Origin of the sequence: Bacteroides sp. An279, assembly GCF_002159615.1 — a bacterium.
In the GTDB taxonomy this organism is placed as follows: domain Bacteria; phylum Bacteroidota; class Bacteroidia; order Bacteroidales; family Bacteroidaceae; genus Phocaeicola; species Phocaeicola intestinalis.
The window spans coordinates 1-18,662 of sequence record NZ_NFJA01000077.1 but is presented as its reverse complement, the minus strand read 5'-3'; the positions used below and the strand labels follow the sequence as shown (position 1 = coordinate 18,662).

The following is an 18,662-nucleotide window of genomic DNA, read 5'->3' as shown; positions in this document are numbered from 1 at the left end:
AGCGGGCTATCTGACGAAGAACAGGAGCGAAAAAGACCAAAAAATCGCCCAAAGCACACACGAAAACGGATACATCAAGCCAAGAAAAACTTTTTGGAGAAATTCAAAATAGCTTCTTAGTGAATTATAAGATGCCATGCTTGCGGATGTACTCCATAAATTTTTCTTTGTAATTCTCGCCTACGGGAATCAGTGCTTTGGGTGAAAAGCAGATTCGGAATCTGGAAATTTCTTTGATTTTCTGCATATTGACGATATATGAGCGATGTACTCGCATGAAATGAGCGGGTAAACGAGCCTCCAGCCGTTGCAGGCTATAGAGGGTAGTAACGGGCTTCTCGCGTTCGTCGGTATAGATTCGAATGTATTCGCTCATGCTTTCAATGTAGTTGATGCTGTCTATGTTGATGCGTACAACCTTGTAATCGCTCTTTACAAAAAGAGTTTCGGCGTTCTCTGTTTCTGCAGTCGCAGGAATGGATTGTGAAAGGCTTTGCATCTTTTGTGCTTTTTCAGCCGCATGCAGGCAATCTTCGAATTCGAAAGGTTTCAGCAGGTAATCTACCGCGTTCAGTTTGAAGCCTTCGATGGCATACATGGGGTATGCTGTAGTAAAAATAACCATTGGCGGGTGTGTGAGCGACCGGATAAATTCTATGCCGTTTTTGTCTGGCATGTCGATGTCTGTGAATAATAAGTCTATGTTTTTCCCTTCTAAAAGAGATTGGGCCTCATGTGTTTCCAGACAAGCTTTTTCTAAAGTCAAAAACGGGATTCGCTTGATATATTCAGCCAGTTTAAGCAAGGCCAATGGTTCGTCGTCAAGGATGATACAGTTTATCATTGTGCTGGAATAATTAAAAGTACACGATATTGATTGTCTTTTCTTTCGGCATTCAGTGTATAATTATTGCCGAAAAGCAAGTTGAGTCTTTTTTGTATGTTGAGCAATCCGATACCTTGATGTTGGGTTGCTGCCGATTGGTGTGCCAGACTGTTCTTGCAGGTAAAATAAACAGAGTCCCCTTCTACATGGATGCTGGCATCAATAAATGAGTTGTCGCAATGGCTGATGCCGTGGGTAAAAGCATTTTCCAGCAGCGAAATGAAAAGCAGGGGAGGAACTTGCACCTCAGGGATGATGATGAATAACAAAGGGATAATGAATATGACGGCTGTTACATATCCGGCATATTGCTTTTTCAATAGCAGGACCGGAATCAGTACATAGTTATTTATTAAGAAGAGGAAAAAAAGGGACTGGTAATAATCCACATATCAATGGCAGGACGGGTAATCTCGGTTTTTCCATTAGTCTGATATGCCATCAACAAGGCATTGATGATAGGAGTAGCAAAAATCAGTATGGCAATTGTTGCGTAAATTGTATGCTCGAAAAATTGTTGTTTTTGTAAAGTATAGTCATAGTCTTGTCGTCTTTTTAATATTGCATGAAACAAAGATAAAAGAAAAGATATGTTGCAGCAAAAATAATCGGCGAATTGGACGATTTCACAGACTGTTCAGCCAATTCTGCAAGCTATTGGGGTTATAGACATTTTAGCGTATAGAACGGTGTTTTTATTGAGAGAATCCTTTGGTTAGCTGATAGTTTTTTGCCGAGTGTTTGCAGTAATCTAATTTCGTAGTGGTGAGCCGACAGATGATGTGAACAATAATCCTAATCTGGAGCAGTTGCCAGGCTGGTAACAAACATTAAAAAGATTCCAAAACATGAATGTACAAAGTAAAAAATCAATTTTTTTCTCACAATAGCCGCTGCCTTGTGAAAGGTGGCGGCTGTTATACTTAATGAATTCCTGCAAACAGTCATACCCTTGAAAAATGAATATATACTGCATCAACGGTTGAATATATACTGCATCAACGGTTGAATATATACTGCATCAACGGTTGAATATATACTGCATCAACGGTTGAATATATACTGCATTCGCGGTTGAATATATACTTCATCGGCAGATGCAGTACTACTGCGTTTTCAACTCGGCCGGATTGGCTGATGACGGAATTCATATCATACTTTATACAAACGTTTTTCGGTTTAAATATCATATTGTTGACAAGTGATTAGGCCTTTCCTTGTATGTATGTGCCGAAATGACAGATTCATTATGAAAATAGAGCGATTTACTGATAAGATAATCCGGTTGGTTGATAGTTTTTGGTATGGGATGAAAGAGCGCTTAACTTTGAAACATCATTAAAACAAAGAAGATATGAAAAGATACATTTGTAGTTTGTTGTTGGGGATGGCTTTCGGCGGAGAAATGTTTGCCGTGGCAGATAATTTTTCTGCTTTTCCTTGGCATGCAGAAGAACAGGTAAAGGAAGTCCCCAACCCGGAGAAGATGGCAAAAAGGCGAACGGACGAAATGAACGAACTTTTGCAATTAAGCGAAAAGCAATACAAAAAAATATATAAGCTTTACTTGAAACAGGAAAAAGAAAAAGTGGAAAGGATGACAGAAAGACATCTGCCTGAAGGAGGACGTCCCCCAATGCCTCCTGAAGGAGGAGGAGGGATGCCTCCACAAGGCGGAATGCCTCCGAGAATGGAAGAGATGCCACCTTCGATGCTCATGAAGAATGAACGGGAAGATATGCAGAAACAGATAAAAAAGTTCGACAAGAAGTTAAAGAAGATTCTAACTGACGAACAATATGAAATTTGGTCTTCCCGAACTCCTGCAGGGAAAGAGGACGAGATGTTGGTACCGGAAATGCTGATGGAATGAAAACGATAATAATATGGAGTGTGTTTGTTTTGTCAGTTATCAGTTCCTGCCAGCAAGCAGACATCGAATATTATCCGATAGAAAAGCATCATTTGGGGGAAACTTATACCTCATACACAATAAATAATGTGATGCAAAGCGATTCGGCAGGAGTGGTAGTATTCAATTTTTATCCCGAAGAAGTAACCAGTCTGTCGTATATCAATTACGATGAAGCGACATGTGTCTTTACTTTTCACCGGGGAGAAACGGCCGACTATCTTATTTCCTGGGATTATGAAACAGACGGCAACTACGTGGAAGTACAGTATGGACAGAATGCGATGTGGTATACCGTTAATGAACAAAAACACACAGACGAATACCTCTTACGGGCGAATGACGGTATGTCAGTGCGCATGTGCATGCGGTCGGGAGGAAGTATGTATATTGAAAATGGGGAAACGTTTTATCAGGCAAATGTGACAGTGATAAAGTTTTCTATTGAAGAGGCGGCAGAAGAATAACCGCCGCTTCTTTTTATTTGTATCTTTGCCGTTGTTTTATGAACAAATAAAAGAATGATGAAAAAACGGACAAAGAATATTCTGAAAATAACCAGTTTGTCGGTCGTTGCACTGATTGTTCTGGCGTTGGGAGGCATAGCTTTGGCGGTTAATTTTATATTTACGCCCGAAAAACTTACTCCAGTGGTATTGAAGGTATCCAATCAGGTCTTGAATGCCAAATTGGATATGAAAAGTGTGGAATTGACTTTCTTTTCCACATTTCCCCGTTTCGGACTGAAACTGACAAATGGAAGTCTGGTCTCGAAAGCGTTGAAAGACACATTGTGGCAGAAAACAGATTCATTGGTCGCGTTCGACAAGTGTGTGGTGGTAGTTAACCCGTTGGATTATTTGTATAAGAATAAAATTACGGTTAATTATCTGGGATTGGAAAATGCCTCTGTCTATGCTTATAAAAGTAAGGAAGGGGTGGCAAACTGGGACATCATGCAGGTTGACACTTCTGCTGTGGCAGCAAAGGATACGGTAACGGCAAAGCCCCTGACGGGAGGCATTGACATCCGCCGGGTTTCGCTGAAACATGCAGATGTGGTTTTTGACGACCGCGACACCCGGTTGTATGCCAGCTTGCAGAATGCTTCTTTAGGATTGCGTGCCGCTCTGCATAAGGAACGTTCGCGATTGTCGTTGAAGTTTAAAAACGATAACATTATTTTCTGGCAAGACGGTCAGTTGTTGCTGCACCGGATAGCTGCAGAGTTGGATACCGACCTTGAACTGGAACGGCAAACACGTAAACTGGTGTTGCATGATGCCGGCATCAAGGTCAACGGTATTCATTTTGATGTGAAAGGGACATTGCAGGGCGATACGGTTCGTCGGGCACTGGCTGTAGATCTCACATACGGTCTGCATGCTCCTACGCTTGAAACGGTACTGAGCATGATACCCGAAAGTATTTTAAAACGTGAAAGCATGACTGCCAAGGGGGAAGTGATGATGCGGGGAACGGTAAAAGGCTGGTACGGGAAAAAACAGGTACCTGCTGTCACACTGGATGTCCGTATCAAGGATGCTTCTGCCAAATACGATAAATTGCCCTATGGAATTGACCATCTCTCGGCAGATTTTCAAGCTTTTGTAGACCTGATGCGTCAGAAACCTTCGTATGCCGATTTGAAAATTTTCCGTTTCCAAGGTGCACATACCGATGTATTGGCAGATGCGAAGGTGGATGATTTATTGGGTGATCCGGTGATTACGTTCAATACCCAATCAAAGATAGACCTGACTTCGTTGGCACAGACTTTCCCGTTACAACAGGGAGTAACTATCCAAGGAGCTGTCGAAGCAAACTTACGGTTGAAGACACGGTTGTCATCTATTAAGAAACGTGATTTGGGACGTATCCGGGCGGCAGGTAAAGTCACGATGAATGGCATGTCGCTGCAAGATACAGCCAAAGGCTTCGAGTTTACCAGCGATGCATCACTGGCATTTTTAGGCAATGATTTCTTGGCCGCCCGTGCTCAGATAAGCAAGCTGGTGTTACGCTCTCGCCGTCTGGATGCCAATCTTTCCAGCCTTACCGCTACAGCAAAAACAACCAATCCGCAGGATACGGCACGAATAGCCAAAATGGATTGCAAGGTGGAATTGAATCAATTGAAAGGGAATATGGGAGATTCATTGGCTGTGTTTTGCAAGAAGACTACTGCCACTATCAGTCTGGAGCCAGGACAGCGGAATCCTTCCATGCCACGTATCGGGCTTTCAATGGAGGCAGATACATTGTTTGCACGTGCAGGCGATATCCGGTTCGGTATGGACAAGGCAGGGTTTGGCGTATCGGCAGAAAAGGTGCGCGATTCATTGTGGATACCTAAAGGCATCATTGGTTTCAATCGCCTGAAAGTAAATGTTCCTCAATTTGCTTTGCCTGTCCGTATGCGCAAGACGGCACTTACTGTAGGCGACCGTCGGATAACATTGAAAAATGCCAGTTTCCGTATTGGCCGTTCCGATTTGACAGCAAGTGGTGTGGTTTACGACTTATATGGCGTAATGAAGCATCATAAGGTATTGCGTGCCCAGTTGGATGTGTCTTCGCACAACCTTGATTGCAATCAGTTGATTAATGCCCTCAGTTTTCCGGCAGACACGGTGGATACGGAAGAGGCTGCAGAAGAGAAAGTGGATACAGCCTCGGCAATGAAATTGTTTATCGTGCCGAAGAACATAGATTTCGAACTGCAGACAAATTTGAAACGTGTACGTTACGACAAAATGGTATTCGAAAATGTACGTGGTGAAGTAAACGTCCGGGATCAGGCTGTGCACCTCAATGCTTTGCGGATGAAAGGATTGGATGCAAGTATGTTTGCAACGGTGGTTTATCGGGCCACAGAGAAAAAGCGAGGATATGCGGGATTTGATTTTAGGCTGCGTAGAATCAATATCGGTAAACTGGTTGATTTCATTCCTTCGTTGGATACCATCGTGCCAATGCTTCGTTCGTTCAAAGGGCAGGTCAATTTTGATGCTGCGGCAGAAGCCCGGCTTGATTCGAACATGAACATCAAAATACCCAGCCTGCGTGCCGCAGTCCGTATCGATGGTGACAGCTTGGTATTGATGGATGGGGAAACTTTTTCCGAGATATCAAAAATGTTGAGGTTCAAAAACAAGAAACGGAATGTGTTCGACAGCATATCAGTTAATGTAACGGTGAAAGACGGTAATGTGACGGTATATCCGTTTGTAGTGCAAATAGACCGTTATAAAGCTGCAGTGGGAGGGACACAAGGATTGGATATGAATTTCAATTATCACATATCCATTTTGAAATCGCCTTTGCCTTTCAAGATGGGAGTTACCATAACGGGCAATCTGGACAAGATGAAATTCAAACTGGGTAAAGCGAAATATAAAGATGCGGTTACACCGGTGGCCATCCGGCAGGTAGACAGTACGCGGGTTAACTTAGGGCGTGACATCGTGAACGATTTTCGGAATATCGTGAGGCGGAGAGAATAGCCTTACCGAAGTATTTTGGGGAAGCGGAAGGCAAAAATAAGGGTACAACAGATGGCTGCTGTTGCATCTGAAATGCCTTCTGCTGCAAATACACCATGCACACCCATGATATGTGGAAGGACAAGTGCCAAAGGAACCAGAAGGAAGACTTTTCGCAAAAGGGCGATGAAAATGGATACTTTTGCCTGACCCAGTGCCACGAACATATTTTGGCAAGTACGTTGCAAGCCGAATATGGTCATACCGGCAAGGAATATGGGCATCATTTGACATACAACGGTTATTAGTTTTTGATCGGTAGTAAAAGCGCCAGCTATGACTGAAGGAAACAGTATCATAAACACAATCAGCACAAAGTTGAATGAAAACATCGAGATAAGCGCAATCTTGAAACACGATTTGACACGATTGAAATCGTGATGTCCGTAGTTATAGCTTACAATAGGGACAAATCCTTGTGCAAATCCGGTTAGTGGAACACTGACAATCATCATTGCACTTTGCATAATAGCGAGTGCACTGACGTAGATGTCGCCAAAGCGCTCCAACGTACCGTTTAATACGAAGCTTACCAGGCTTTCAGTACTTGCCATGATAAAAGGAGAAATTCCCAGTGCCAGAACGGGAAAAAGGATGCTTTTGTGTAGCTTCATATACTGCCGTTCCAGCCGGAGGGAAGCTTTTCCGGATGTCAGGAAACTTAACGTCCAGGCCGCACTGCAAGCTTGCGACAAGATGGTGGCAAAAGCTGCTCCTTTTACTCCCATGTCGAATGTAAAAATGAACAGAGGGTCTAACGCGATATTCAGAATGGCACCTATCAGCACTGAGTACATGGCAATGGCGGGACGTCCTTGTATGTTGATAAAAGTATTGAGCCCTACCGACAATTCTACGAAGAGCGTTCCCAGCAGATAAACCGACAGGTAATCGGTAGCATAGCCGATTGTCCGTCCGGATGCACCGGTAAACAATAAAATCGGCTCCATGAAAATATATGCTATGGAGGAAGTGATAAGTGTAAAGATTATCAGTAAAATGAAACCGTTACCCAGTATTTTTCCGGCCCGTTCGCGATCGCCTTGTCCTAAGGCTATGGCTGCCAATGGAGCACCTCCAGCTCCTACGATAGATGAAAAGGCAGAAATCAGAATGATGACTGCGCTGGTCACACCGATTCCTGCCAGCGCATCAGTTCCGATGTCTGGAATATGCCCGATGTAGATACGGTCTACGAGGTTGTATAGTAGGTTTACAAACTGTGCCGCGATGGCTGGGAGTGCCATCTTGAATACCAGCGGCAGCATACGTTCGGTACCTAATCTTTCTTCATATGCATTGTTCATTGCGCCTTTGCTTGAAAAATCGTGCAAAGGTAATCAATTATTTGAATGCATAAACGAAGAGAAAGCTGGATTTTATCGCTCTTTGTTTGTGCTTTATGTCCCGGTTTTGTTTCAAACGAATATCTTCATAAGTCCATAACATCTCCTTCTGAAAACGAAGATATACTTCATAAGCTATTCCAGTTAACTGCTACAGTCCATGAAGATAACTGAAACGGCAAAGTAATATATCTTCATTTTCACCTCATTATTTTAATAATGACCGTCACATGCTTTTTGTTTTATGCCATATCCATCAGGCGGTTTGCCTGCAGGCGAATCAGCGATTCATTATATTCATCTATCAGTTCTTTCATCACTTCGTCAACTGCTTGCAAGCGTTTGATTTGTGAGGCAACTTGACCAATTTCGATTTCTCCCTCAAAGATGTCTCCTTCGAATATTCCTAACTTGGCGCGTCCCCGTCCTAAGATCTCACGAAGTTCATCTACTGATGCACCGCGCAGTTCTGCTTCTTCAACCCGTTTGTAGAATTCATTTTTCACCAATCGGGTAGGCGAAAGTTGTTTCAGTGTCAGTATCGTGTCGCCCTCGTTCAGGCGCAGGCACCGGTCTTTGAACGAGAAGTGTGCCGAGCTTTCTTCGGTTAATGCGAATCGGGTTCCTATCTGTACGCCGTCGGCTCCCAAGGCTTGTGCGGCAAGGATGCTTTCGCCAGTCGCTATGCCTCCTGCAGCCAATAGGGGCAGAGTACATGTACGGCGAATGGCAGGGATGAGACACATGGTAGTGGTCTCTTCCCGTCCGTTATGCCCTCCGGCTTCGAATCCTTCGGCTACGATAGCGTCTACACCCGCTTCCTCACATTTGGCTGCAAATTTGGACGAAGCCACTACGTGTGCCACGAGGATATCCCGTTCGTGAAGCCAGTCAGTCCATTTCTTTGGACTGCCTGCCGAAGTGAAAACGATTTTTACGCCTTCTTCGGCGATGATTGGCATGATGGTATCTATTTCGGGATACATGAGCGGTACATTTACTCCAAAAGGCTTGTCGGTAGCTGCTTTACACTTACGGATGTGCTCGCGTAAGGTTTCGGGGTGCATTGAGCCTGCTCCCAGCAAGCCAAGCCCTCCAGCGTTGCTTACGGCAGAAGCTAATCTCCAGCCGCTGCACCATACCATTCCACCTTGGATGATGGGGTATTTAATGTTGAATAGTCGGCAAATTCGGTTCATGGTATTTTTTTAGTTAACAGTTAATAATGAATGATTTATAAAGTCCTTGCTTTGAATACCGGTTTGGTTTGTTGCGATTCAGGTTCGAAACCAAACCAATACGTAATGTCTTCGTTTTCGGCAGGCGGAAGCAGGCAGAGACGCAAGTTTTCATGATAAGTACCATTGAGCACCTCCCAATGTTCGGAAGGTAATACGTGTTTGGTACGGACGCGGTAGGCTGGTTCTTTCTTAAGCGACATGCCCGCTTCTATCCATGCAAGTGTCACGGCGGTTTCGTAAGCCGGATAGTTTTCTTGACAGAACTTATAGAGTAGGATGCCACGCCGTTCCAAGCTCATGGGCTGGTCAATGACGCCGATACGAGTCAGATGCTCCAAGAACCGGTGCAAGAATTCAGACTCTTCCACAATCAACCGGCGAGTGATTTCTTGCCAAGGTTTGGCATTGTAGAATCCGTCTATGAGGCGTGATAACATGCGTGCCGTTTGAAGTTCGTCGGGAGTGATTTCGTTGGTTTTCAATACTTCGTATGGAGGAAAAGGAGAATAGCTGATGCTTAATTCCGAGCTGCGCCGGCGCATTTCCGTTCCGGGAAGAAGCTTTAGAGATTCCAATTGGATTTCGCCGGCACGATAAGAAGCCAACGTACGGACATCTTCGAATATCTCTTTTAAATGATATAAAGGTAATCCTGCTATCAGGTCGGCATGGGTTTCCAAATTGGGCAAAGCACATAAGAATTCCAGACCGGACAGGGCATCTGCCAAGTCTCCTGCTCTCCGGCTGACGGTCAGCACTTCCTGATGGAGGCTTTGAATGCCTGCCTCTAAGTGTAATTGTCCCTTTGGCATGGAGGCAAGTATTTCTTTCAGCTCTTCGGATAAAAGGGCGGGATGCACTTCTAAGTGAAAACGGGTGTCTGGAAATTCGCGGAATAAATCGAGTAAGGCGCGGGCATGACGGGTATTGTAATTGAAAGTCCGGTCGAGTACCCGGATATTCCGGATGTGGTGCTCTTGAATCAAGGAGATTCGCCTTCGGATGGTTTCAATGGGAAGGGTGCGTACGGGTTTCTCGCCTCCGCTTACACAAAAGGCGCATGTATTGAAGCATCCGCGTGTAGTTTCCAGTTGCACGAAAGGTTTGCTCCAATTGAAGAACGGGCTTTCTTCGGGCGGGACAAGCCGGTCGAAATGCATCACTTGTGCACGTCCGTTATCGTGGTAGGTGGAAACTGTATCCAAATAACATAAGCCGGTTATGGTGTGCCATGCTTCCGGCTTATTCCATATTTCCAGCCAGCGTGCGAAAACCTCTTCTCCTTCGCCTCGGAATACACAATTCACGAAAGGATAGTTACGTAGGAACCTTTCATTATCCCCCAAAAATTCGGGACCTCCCAGTGTGATGCAACAATCGGGGAGCAAAGCCTTGATACGTCCCAAAGTGTGAAGTAACATTTCGTGATTGAAAAGCCAGCAGGTAGCGGCTACGATATCCGGTTTCCGACGGAATACTTCAGCACTCGCCATGCCCGGATTTTCATTGATAGTTGCAGAAACAATATCCCACTCTATATCGGCACGTCCGATGAGTTGGGCTTGCAAGGCGGGCAAAGCCAACGAGGAATGCGCATACGAACTGTTCAGGTCAAGCCAAAGGATTTTCATGAGGAAATTTTATTAAAAACACAGATTAGCTCAGATTGACGCGGATATCATATTATTTAATTATGAATCAGCAAGAATCTGGGTTAATCTGCGTTTCATAAGAAATCAAAGCAAATATTGCGAGCTGATAGATTCGTGGCTCAATACACGGCGAATCGTCTCAGCAAACATGTCGGCTATAGAAAGCTGTTTCACTTTGGCACAACGGTTTGAGTACGGGATGCTGTCGGTGAATACCAGTTCTTCCAGTTGCGAGTTTTGTACGCGTTCGGATGCAGGACCCGACATGACACAGTGGCTGGCGATGGCACGTACCGAAGTCGCTCCGGCTTCTTTCATGATGTCGGCAGCTTTGGTGATGGTACCGGCGGTATCTACCATGTCGTCTATCAGCACTACATCTTTACCCTTTACATCACCGATGATTTGCATCGATGCTACCACATTGGCTTTTTCACGTGTCTTGTGGCACAATACCAAAGGTACATCCAGGTATTTAGCATACGTACTGGCACGTTTCGAACCTCCCACATCGGGAGTGGCAATGACCAGATTAGGCAAATGTAAAGACTGGATATATGGAGCAAAGATGGTAGAACCGTACAGGTGATCGACCGGAATATCGAAGAATCCCTGAATCTGGTCGGCATGCAAATCCATGGTAATCAAGCGGTCAATGCCCGCTACGCTTAATAAGTCTGCCACTAATTTGGCACCGATGGATACACGGGGCTTGTCCTTGCGGTCTTGTCGTGCCCAGCCGAAATAGGGGACAACGGCGATGATACGTTTGGCCGAAGCACGTTTTGCTGCGTCAATCATTAATAAAAGCTCCATCAAATTGTCGGAGTTCGGAAAAGTTGACTGTACGAGAAATACGTGCTGGCCACGAATCGATTCTTCGTAAGATACTGCAAATTCGCCGTCAGCGAAATGAGTAATGTTCATGTTACCCAGCGGGCATCCCAAACTTTTGCAGATTTTCTCTGCCAGATATCTCGAGTTTGTACCCGAGAAGACTTTAAATCTTGATGTTTCGCTCATTGTTAAATATGTTGCCTTAAAAAAGTATATATACAAAGTTACACTATTTCTTTAGCCGGACAAAACATGTATCGAAAAAACTTCTAGTCAGCCAATTTCTTCAGTTTCCTGAATTGTTCAATCAGGTCACTGTAATTATAGTCATGCTCCGGACAGAACTTGTTCCACAATCCTCCCAATACGGCACACCCTCCAAATCCGAAATCTTTTACTTGCAGGATATTGCTTTCGTCAATACCTCCCAATGCGATGACACGTTTGTCGATGATGCCGTTTTTAGCTGCAGCCCGGATTTCTTCAGGTGTGAAAGCCGAATCGTATCCTTCTTTCGATATGCTGTCGAAGATAGGACTGAGGAACACGTATTCGAACTGGGGCTTTTTCTGTTTCACTTCTTCCAGCGAATGACAGGAAGTAGTGATAGGACCTGAATAGTTGTCGGGTATCACAGAATTATGGCTGTTGATATGAATCCCTCTTAACTTATATTCTTCTTTCAGGTAGAAATTCCCATGTACGACAATACGCTTCCTGTATTTTTCCGGAATCAATGTCAGCAATCTTTCTGCATAGACCGGAGTGGAATCGGTTTTGCGTAAATGAAGAATCTCCAGTCCTTCTTCGAAAAGGGCTGTCAGTATTTTATCTTCTTCCACAAAGTAAGTGGGCCTGGTTATTACTATCAGTTTCATGTGAAAACACAATATGGTGCAGCAAAGGTAGTAATAAGTTTGTAATATTAGCGTAAGTTAAAGCAAAATCGTGTACGTTTCCATCGTTTTCAGGTCGATTTGCCATAATTTTCCTGCCAAAATGGTCCCGTAACCACAAATAATCTTGATAACTTCATGAGCTTCGACGCAACCTACCAGTCCGGGAGTAACTCCTATCACTCCTTTGGGAAGTGGGGGCATGGATAACATTTCCTGTTCATCGGGATAGAGGTCGCGGTATCTTTTTTCTCCTTTATTATATAAGAATACCGATACTTGTCCTTCGAATGCCCGGATTGCCCCGTACACATATGCTTTCCCCAGTGAGGCACACGTGTCATCAATCAGGTATCGGGTGATGAAATTGTCGCATCCGTCCACTACGATGTCATAGTCTGATATAATTGCTTTAGCATTGTCGGGTGTCAGGCGGGTAGGGTAGGCCTTTATCCGGATGGTGCTGTTCAGTGCTTCCAGCCGTTTTTGGGCTTGCAGGGCTTTGGGCAGGTTTACTTCGGCTTCAGAATAGAGCACCTGGCGTTGCAGGTTGCTTTCGCTTACAGTATCATCATCAATCAGCCCGATTGTTCCTACTCCGGCACCTGCCAGATAGAGTGCGATGGGAGAGCCGAGCCCTCCTACACCTACAATGAGTACACGTGCCGCTTTCAGGCGTGCTTGTCCTTCTTCGCCAATTTCGGGAAGAAGGAGTTGGCGGTTGTATCTTTCCATTTTTTTGAATGAAGAATTAAGAATGAAGAAAGAGGAATGAAGAATCTGGTGCAGCTATATGCATAGGTCTGCGGATATAGCTTCATCGGCTTGCGGATATAGGTTCATCAGAACCCGATTCTTCATTCATCATTCTTCATTCTTCATTTTACAAAGTCGAATGAAGCATCCCAGTCTTTCCATACCGGTTCGCGTCCGGCTGCCTTTAGTGCGCACTCTACTTCCATGGCGGTACGGTCGTCGCTGATATGGAATTGTTCTAAGGCCTGAGGATAAGTGTAATATCCTCCCGGTTCGGTTTTGCTTTCGGCACTCATGGTGGTTACGCCCAGCGATGCCATGTGGTCGCGGATATAAGCCGGTTCACGGGTAGAATACGAAATATCCACATCGTGGTCGAAGATACGCATGGCAAAGGTCACCTGTGCCAGTTCCTTGTCGCTCATGATGACGTTGGGTTGGAATCCTTCGTTCTCTGCGGGGCGCATGCGGGGGAAGTTGACACTGTATTTGGTCTTCCAATAGTGTTTTTGCAGATAACGCAGGTGGTATGCCATCATCGTGACATCGGTACGCCAGTCTTCCAATCCTATCAATACGCCCATGCCGATAGAATGCACGCCTGCTTGTCCCATGCGGTCGAAGCCGTTTACGCGCCATTCGAATTTCGATTTCATGCCACGCGGATGATAGATGTTATAACGTGCTTTGTTGTATGTTTCCTGGAAACAGATGACCCCGTTCATGCCGTGTCTGGTCAGTTCGGCATATTCTTCGGTTTTCAGCGGCATTACTTCTATTTTCAGGTTCGAGAAATAGGGCTTTGCCAGATCAAGTGCTTTGGCAAGATACGGTACGCCTGCCTTTGCCGGATTTTCTCCGGTTACTATCAGCAGGTTTTCAAACGGAGCCAGTTTCTTGATGGCTTTGTACTCGTTCTCCATTTCTTCGGGTGTCAGGATAGTCCTTGCCATAGGATTGCTGATATGGAATCCGCAATACACGCACGAGTTGGTGCACGAGTTGGTCAGATAAAGCGGAATAAACATCGATACTGTTTTCCCGAACCGTTCTTCGGTATATTTGCGACTCAGGCGTGCCATCGGTTCCAGGTATTTTTCGGCAGCCGGCGAAACCAGTGCCATAAAGTCGTTCACATCACAGTGTGACTTGCCGAGTGCCCGCAGCACATCGGATTCTGTTTTGGAGTAGATGGCTTCGGTCGTCTCCTCCCAGCTTATTTTTTCTAATTCTTCGCTAAACATGCTATTCAATTAATAATGAATAATTAATAATTAATAATGGTGGATGCGTTTGGATTGCATTTGCTGGACTTGATTATGCTGGTTAATAGTTTTATCAGTTCAGTACAATCTGCTTGGATGGATTGGAAAGCTATATCGTTTATGTAATCCGATTCGTGTAGCAATGTCAGCCAATAGTCTGTTTCGTTAGCTTCTTTTAATGAAATATGCAGTTTATGGATAAAATCTTTTTTGCTTTCGGCAAATTCAGCTTCACGTATTAATGCTCCTATTGCTGTACCGCTCCGGAGCAATTGTTTTGACATAACATATTCTCCTTTTTGTTCTTTTAAAAAGCGGAAGGCTTTAATGATACGCAAGGCAAAAGCCACAGATTTTTGTTTGATAATGCTTTTCGACCGCATCCTTGTTGTTATTAATTATCAATTTTCTCCCATTGTTGATTATTATTAGGTTTAAACGTAATTAGCTAAAAAAGTAGACGCTCTCTCGTTGTTAATTATTAATTATTAACTATTAATTATTAATTGAAGAGAGATCTCTCGAAAGCTTCATGGCGCAGAAGTTCGGACCGCACATGGTGCAATACTCCCCGTCGGTATGGCGTCCTTCGTTGAAGTATTCCAGCGCACGGTCGGGGTCAAGGCTCAGATGGAACTGGTCGCGCCAGCGGAACTCATAACGGGCTTTGCTGAGGGCATTGTCGCGGATTTGTGCTCCGGGATGTCCTTTGGCAAGGTCGGCGGCATGGGCAGCTATCTTATAGGTAATGACTCCCGTACGCACATCTTCGCGGTTGGGCAATCCGAGGTGTTCTTTCGGAGTGACATAGCACAACATTGCCGTACCCAGCCAGCCGATTTGGGTGGCTCCGATGGCTGATGTGATGTGGTCATATCCCGGAGCGATGTCTGTTACCAACGGACCGAGGGTATAGAACGGAGCGTTATGACAATGCTCGATCTGGCGTTGCATGTTCTCTTGAATCTTGTGCAAAGGCACATGGCCCGGACCTTCGATGAATGCCTGTACGTTCTTTTCCCATGCACGGACAACAAGTTCACCCATGGTGTCGAGTTCGGCAAACTGGGCTTCGTCGTTAGCGTCGGCAATACATCCGGGACGCAGGCCGTCGCCCAATGAGATAGCTACATCGTATTGGGCAAGGATGTCGCAGATGTCATCGAAATGCTCGTAGAGGAATGACTCTTGGTCGTGTATCAGGCACCATTTGCTCATAATGCTTCCTCCGCGGCTCACGATGCCGCATAAACGCTTGTCCGCCAGGTGTACATTGTGCCGGCGGATACCTGCATGGATGGTAAAGTAATCCACTCCTTGTTCGCATTGTTCTATTAAGGTGTCCTTGTAGATTTCCCAGGTCAGGTCTTCCACTTTGCCGTTTACTTTTTCCAATGCCTGATAGATGGGTACGGTGCCTACAGGTACAGGGCAGTTTCGGATAATCCATTCGCGGGTTTCGTGGATGTTGTCTCCCGTAGAGAGATCCATCAACGTATCGCCTCCCCATTTGCAGCTCCATACGGCTTTGTCCACTTCCTCTTCGATGCTCGAAGTTGTGGCAGAGTTTCCGATGTTGGTATTGATTTTCACCAGGAAGTTGCGCCCGATAATCATCGGTTCGCTTTCCGGATGATTGATATTGGCAGGCAATACGGCACGTCCTGCGGCTATCTCGTCACGCACAAATTCGGGAGTGATGTGGGTGTCGATGCCTAATTCTTTGCAATTCATGTTTTCACGGATTGCCACATATTCCATTTCCGGAGTTACGATGCCTTGTTTGGCATAGTACATCTGGGTGCAGCATTTTCCGGCTTTGGCACGATAGGGTAGGGCGATGTGTTCGAAACGCAGGTGATCGAGCGAAGGGTCATCCCGGCGCATCTTGCCATATTCGGAAGTAATGGAAGGCAATTGCTCCACATCCCCTCGTCCGGTAATCCACGGTTCACGCATACGGGCAATGCCTTTCTTCAAGTCTATCTTTACCGAAGGGTCGCTGAACGGGCCGCTGGTATCGTAGATATAAACAGGCGCATTCGGAGTCATCACTTTCTTTCCGTCTTGGATGGTGACGGTAGGGGTCAGGTTTACTTTCTGCATTCCCACTTTGATGAAGGGGAAGAGTGTGCCTTGCATGTAGGCTTTCTCGCGGTGTGCGTAAGGTTTGTTCTCTTGTTCCATGGTGGTATTTTTTGTAGGTGATTAAGGACTACGTACTAGGTTTCACGTACTAGGTAATTCTATATAGTTTGACCGGTGTTTGCCAGACTATTCAGAACCTAGTCACCTAGTCCCTGGTACCTAGTCCCTAATACATTAATTATTCAGAAAAGCGGTTAAGGGTGACGAGGCAGAAGCTTCGAAGCTCTCACTTTGCACGCCAAGTCCTGCTTCGTAAGCACGGCGTCCGGCTATCACGGCTTCCTTGAAGGCAATAGCCATTTCTTCCGGATTTCCGGCTACAGCGATTGCGGTGTTTACCAGACAGGCGTCTGCTCCCATTTCCATGGCTTCGGCTGCATGGCTCGGTGCACCGATACCAGCATCTACTACTACCGGCACGTTACTTTGTTCGATGATAATGCGCAAGAAGTCGCGTGTCTGCAATCCCTTATTTGTACCGATAGGGGCGGCGAGTGGCATCACTGTAGCGGCTCCGGCTTCTTCCAGGCGTTTGCAAAGAGTAGGGTCTGCCTGGCAATAAGGTAATACCACGAATCCCAGTTTCACCAGTTCTTCTGTTGCTTTCAAGGTCTCGACAGAGTCGGGCAGAAGATAGCGCGGGTCTGGATGAATCTCCAGCTTCAACCAGTTGGTGCCGAATGCTTCGCGTGCCATTTGTGCGGCGAATACAGCTTCTTCTGCCGTACGCACACCCGAAGTGTTGGGCAAAAGTTGGATATGCGGATGAACGATGTGATGCAACATATCGTCTTCCTTATCATTCAGTTCAATGCGTTTCATGGCCACGGTCACCATTTCCGTGCCCGAAGCCAGGATAGCTTTCTCCATAATCTCATTCGAGTTGAATTTGCCTGTACCTAAAAACAAGCGTGAGTCGAATTCTTTATCGGCGATAATCAGTTTTTTCATATATTCAATATCAACTATTAATTATTAACTGTTAACTATTAATTATCCTCCTTGTTTCTGCTATCGGGTCATCCGCACGCAGGATGCTTCCGCTAAGAGCAATGCCCGATACTCCAGTCTGCATAATAGCCGGAATATCTTCGAAGGCGATGCCTCCAATGGCTACGATAGGCAAGTTGATGCCTGCCTCTTTCATGCGTGATACGATATTCCGGTAGCCTTCCAATCCCAGAACAGGACTTAGGTTTTTCTTGGTTGTTGTGAAGCGGAACGGTCCGCAGCCAATGTAGTCGGCACCTGCGGCATAATGCATCTGCACGTCTTCGAATGTGTTTGCCGTACCTCCGATAATAAAGTCTTTTCCCAGCAGTTTGCGGGCTTCGGCTATCGGCATGTCCTTTTTACCCAGATGCACACCGTCGGCATGTAGCTTTTTTGCCAAAGCCACGTGATCGTCTATGATGAACGTGGCTCCGTACTGGCGGCATAAGTCCTGTACACGTATCGCTTCCTTTTCTACCTCTTCTTCGGTTGCCTCCTTCATGCGCAACTGAATCCACCGGCATCCGCCTTCCAGTGCCATCCGGGCAGAGTCGAAGTAGGTATATCGGTCGGTGTAATGGGTAATGAATTGCAGTTCCATAGCTGTATTATCCTCCACAAGCCGCTTTGATGATAACTAAACTATCGTTTGGTTGTAAGGTTTGGTCTGCCCATTTTTCACGGGGAATCATACGGTTGTGCAAAGCTATGGCTACTCCTTTTTCAGGAAGCTCCAGTTGTTTTGCCAAATCGGCAATGGTATTCCCTTGGGTCAAATCGGTCTCTTTGTTGTTTACAATAACTGTCATAGTGGTTCTCTATATAAATAAAGTATAAATATAATAAGGAGTAATCCAAAGAGACACCTTTCAGGAGAGGGAGGTATGTAAAGAGTGTTTTCCGAAGAAACAATCCCTTCGCCGGTACTAACCGTATCAGGTTCGTAGGGTATGATCTCAGCCCGACATGGGCACCCCTTTGTTTTACTTTCCGGCAAAGATAGAAGAACTTTTTGAGAAAAACAAAAAATGGTTGGAAATATACAGGCAAACACATAAATTATGCAGATTATCCTCAGAAGCTGTTTTGAATTTCTCCAAAAAGTTTTTCTTGGCTTGATGTATCCGTTTTCGTGTGTGCTTTGGGCGATTTTTTGGTCCTTTTCGCTCCTGTTCTTCGTCAGAT

Annotated in this window: 18 protein-coding genes and 1 riboswitch; of the genes, 3 read left to right on the top strand and 15 right to left on the bottom strand. The window is 45.3% G+C overall.

Annotation, left to right across the window (positions count from 1 at the left end; translation table 11 throughout):
- Positions 1–124: 124 nt before the first annotated feature.
- Both B5F78_RS12690 and B5F78_RS12685 read right to left on the bottom strand, forming a co-directional pair.
- Positions 125–844: a LytR/AlgR family response regulator transcription factor gene (locus tag B5F78_RS12690; protein ID WP_087406877.1), complete on the bottom strand. Its 720-nt coding sequence runs from the start codon at positions 842–844 to the stop codon at positions 125–127.
- A complete protein-coding gene (locus tag B5F78_RS12685) occupies positions 841–1,206 on the bottom strand; it encodes a GHKL domain-containing protein (protein WP_087397864.1) in 366 nt (121 codons plus the stop codon). The genes B5F78_RS12690 and B5F78_RS12685 overlap by 4 nt, the downstream gene beginning before the upstream one ends.
- Positions 1,207–2,240: 1,034 nt before the next feature.
- Here B5F78_RS12685 and B5F78_RS12680 point away from each other — a divergent pair.
- Genes B5F78_RS12680 through B5F78_RS12670 form a run of 3 tightly spaced genes read left to right on the top strand, consistent with a single transcriptional unit; the run spans position 2,241 to position 6,304 of the window.
- Positions 2,241–2,759, top strand: coding sequence for a hypothetical protein (locus B5F78_RS12680; RefSeq protein WP_140400153.1), 519 nt, complete (start codon positions 2,241–2,243; stop codon positions 2,757–2,759).
- Entirely contained in the window at positions 2,756–3,265 is a 510-nt protein-coding gene (locus B5F78_RS12675; RefSeq protein WP_087406874.1) for a hypothetical protein, read from the top strand. The genes B5F78_RS12680 and B5F78_RS12675 overlap by 4 nt, the downstream gene beginning before the upstream one ends.
- Before the next feature lie 57 nt (positions 3,266–3,322).
- Entirely contained in the window at positions 3,323–6,304 is a 2,982-nt protein-coding gene (locus B5F78_RS12670; RefSeq protein ID WP_022040890.1) for an AsmA family protein, read from the top strand.
- A 2-nt stretch (positions 6,305–6,306) separates the two neighbouring features.
- On the opposite strand, the gene B5F78_RS12665 is transcribed toward B5F78_RS12670, so the two are convergent.
- The 13 genes from B5F78_RS12665 to B5F78_RS17310 all read right to left on the bottom strand — a co-directional run.
- Positions 6,307–7,650: an MATE family efflux transporter gene (locus tag B5F78_RS12665; RefSeq protein ID WP_087249154.1), complete on the bottom strand. Its 1,344-nt coding sequence runs from the start codon at positions 7,648–7,650 to the stop codon at positions 6,307–6,309.
- 281 nt (positions 7,651–7,931) lie between these two features.
- A complete protein-coding gene (locus B5F78_RS12660; RefSeq protein WP_087209878.1) occupies positions 7,932–8,888 on the bottom strand; it encodes an NAD(P)H-dependent flavin oxidoreductase in 957 nt (318 codons plus the stop codon).
- Between the two features lie 35 nt (positions 8,889–8,923).
- The gene (locus B5F78_RS12655) at positions 8,924–10,561 is read right to left on the bottom strand and encodes a B12-binding domain-containing radical SAM protein (RefSeq protein WP_087406873.1); all 1,638 of its coding nucleotides are present in this window, start codon (positions 10,559–10,561) and stop codon (positions 8,924–8,926) included.
- A 105-nt stretch (positions 10,562–10,666) separates the two neighbouring features.
- The gene (locus B5F78_RS12650; protein WP_087209873.1) at positions 10,667–11,605 is read right to left on the bottom strand and encodes a ribose-phosphate pyrophosphokinase; all 939 of its coding nucleotides are present in this window, start codon (positions 11,603–11,605) and stop codon (positions 10,667–10,669) included.
- An 83-nt stretch (positions 11,606–11,688) separates the two neighbouring features.
- Positions 11,689–12,297 (bottom strand): thiamine phosphate synthase, encoded by a 609-nt coding sequence (locus tag B5F78_RS12645; RefSeq protein WP_022040885.1) that lies wholly within the window; start codon positions 12,295–12,297, stop codon positions 11,689–11,691.
- 57 nt (positions 12,298–12,354) lie between these two features.
- Entirely contained in the window at positions 12,355–13,050 is a 696-nt protein-coding gene (locus tag B5F78_RS12640; RefSeq protein ID WP_022040884.1) for a HesA/MoeB/ThiF family protein, read from the bottom strand.
- A 143-nt stretch (positions 13,051–13,193) separates the two neighbouring features.
- Complete coding sequence (thiH, locus tag B5F78_RS12635) at positions 13,194–14,315, bottom strand: 2-iminoacetate synthase ThiH (protein WP_013619484.1); 1,122 nt, start codon at positions 14,313–14,315, stop codon at positions 13,194–13,196.
- 23 nt (positions 14,316–14,338) lie between these two features.
- Positions 14,339–14,719 (bottom strand): four helix bundle protein, encoded by a 381-nt coding sequence (locus tag B5F78_RS12630; protein ID WP_013619485.1) that lies wholly within the window; start codon positions 14,717–14,719, stop codon positions 14,339–14,341.
- 112 nt (positions 14,720–14,831) lie between these two features.
- Positions 14,832–16,523 carry a phosphomethylpyrimidine synthase ThiC gene (gene thiC / locus B5F78_RS12625; protein WP_087209864.1) on the bottom strand — a complete coding sequence of 564 codons (1,692 nt, stop codon included), beginning with the start codon at positions 16,521–16,523 and terminating at the stop codon, positions 14,832–14,834.
- A gap of 135 nt (positions 16,524–16,658) precedes the next feature.
- Positions 16,659–17,435, bottom strand: a complete 777-nt coding sequence (locus B5F78_RS12620; RefSeq protein ID WP_087406872.1) for a thiazole synthase — start codon at positions 17,433–17,435, stop codon at positions 16,659–16,661.
- Between the two features lie 31 nt (positions 17,436–17,466).
- Positions 17,467–18,096, bottom strand: a complete 630-nt coding sequence (locus tag B5F78_RS12615) for a thiamine phosphate synthase (RefSeq protein ID WP_087209862.1) — start codon at positions 18,094–18,096, stop codon at positions 17,467–17,469.
- Positions 18,086–18,286: a sulfur carrier protein ThiS gene (gene thiS, locus B5F78_RS12610; RefSeq protein ID WP_022040880.1), complete on the bottom strand. Its 201-nt coding sequence runs from the start codon at positions 18,284–18,286 to the stop codon at positions 18,086–18,088. Before thiS ends, B5F78_RS12615 begins: the two co-directional genes overlap by 11 nt.
- An 86-nt stretch (positions 18,287–18,372) precedes the next feature.
- A riboswitch (TPP riboswitch) is annotated at positions 18,373–18,465 on the bottom strand.
- On the bottom strand, positions 18,461–18,662 hold a 202-nt coding region (locus B5F78_RS17310), incomplete at its 5' end, for a hypothetical protein (RefSeq protein WP_162608548.1). It overlaps the preceding riboswitch by 5 nt.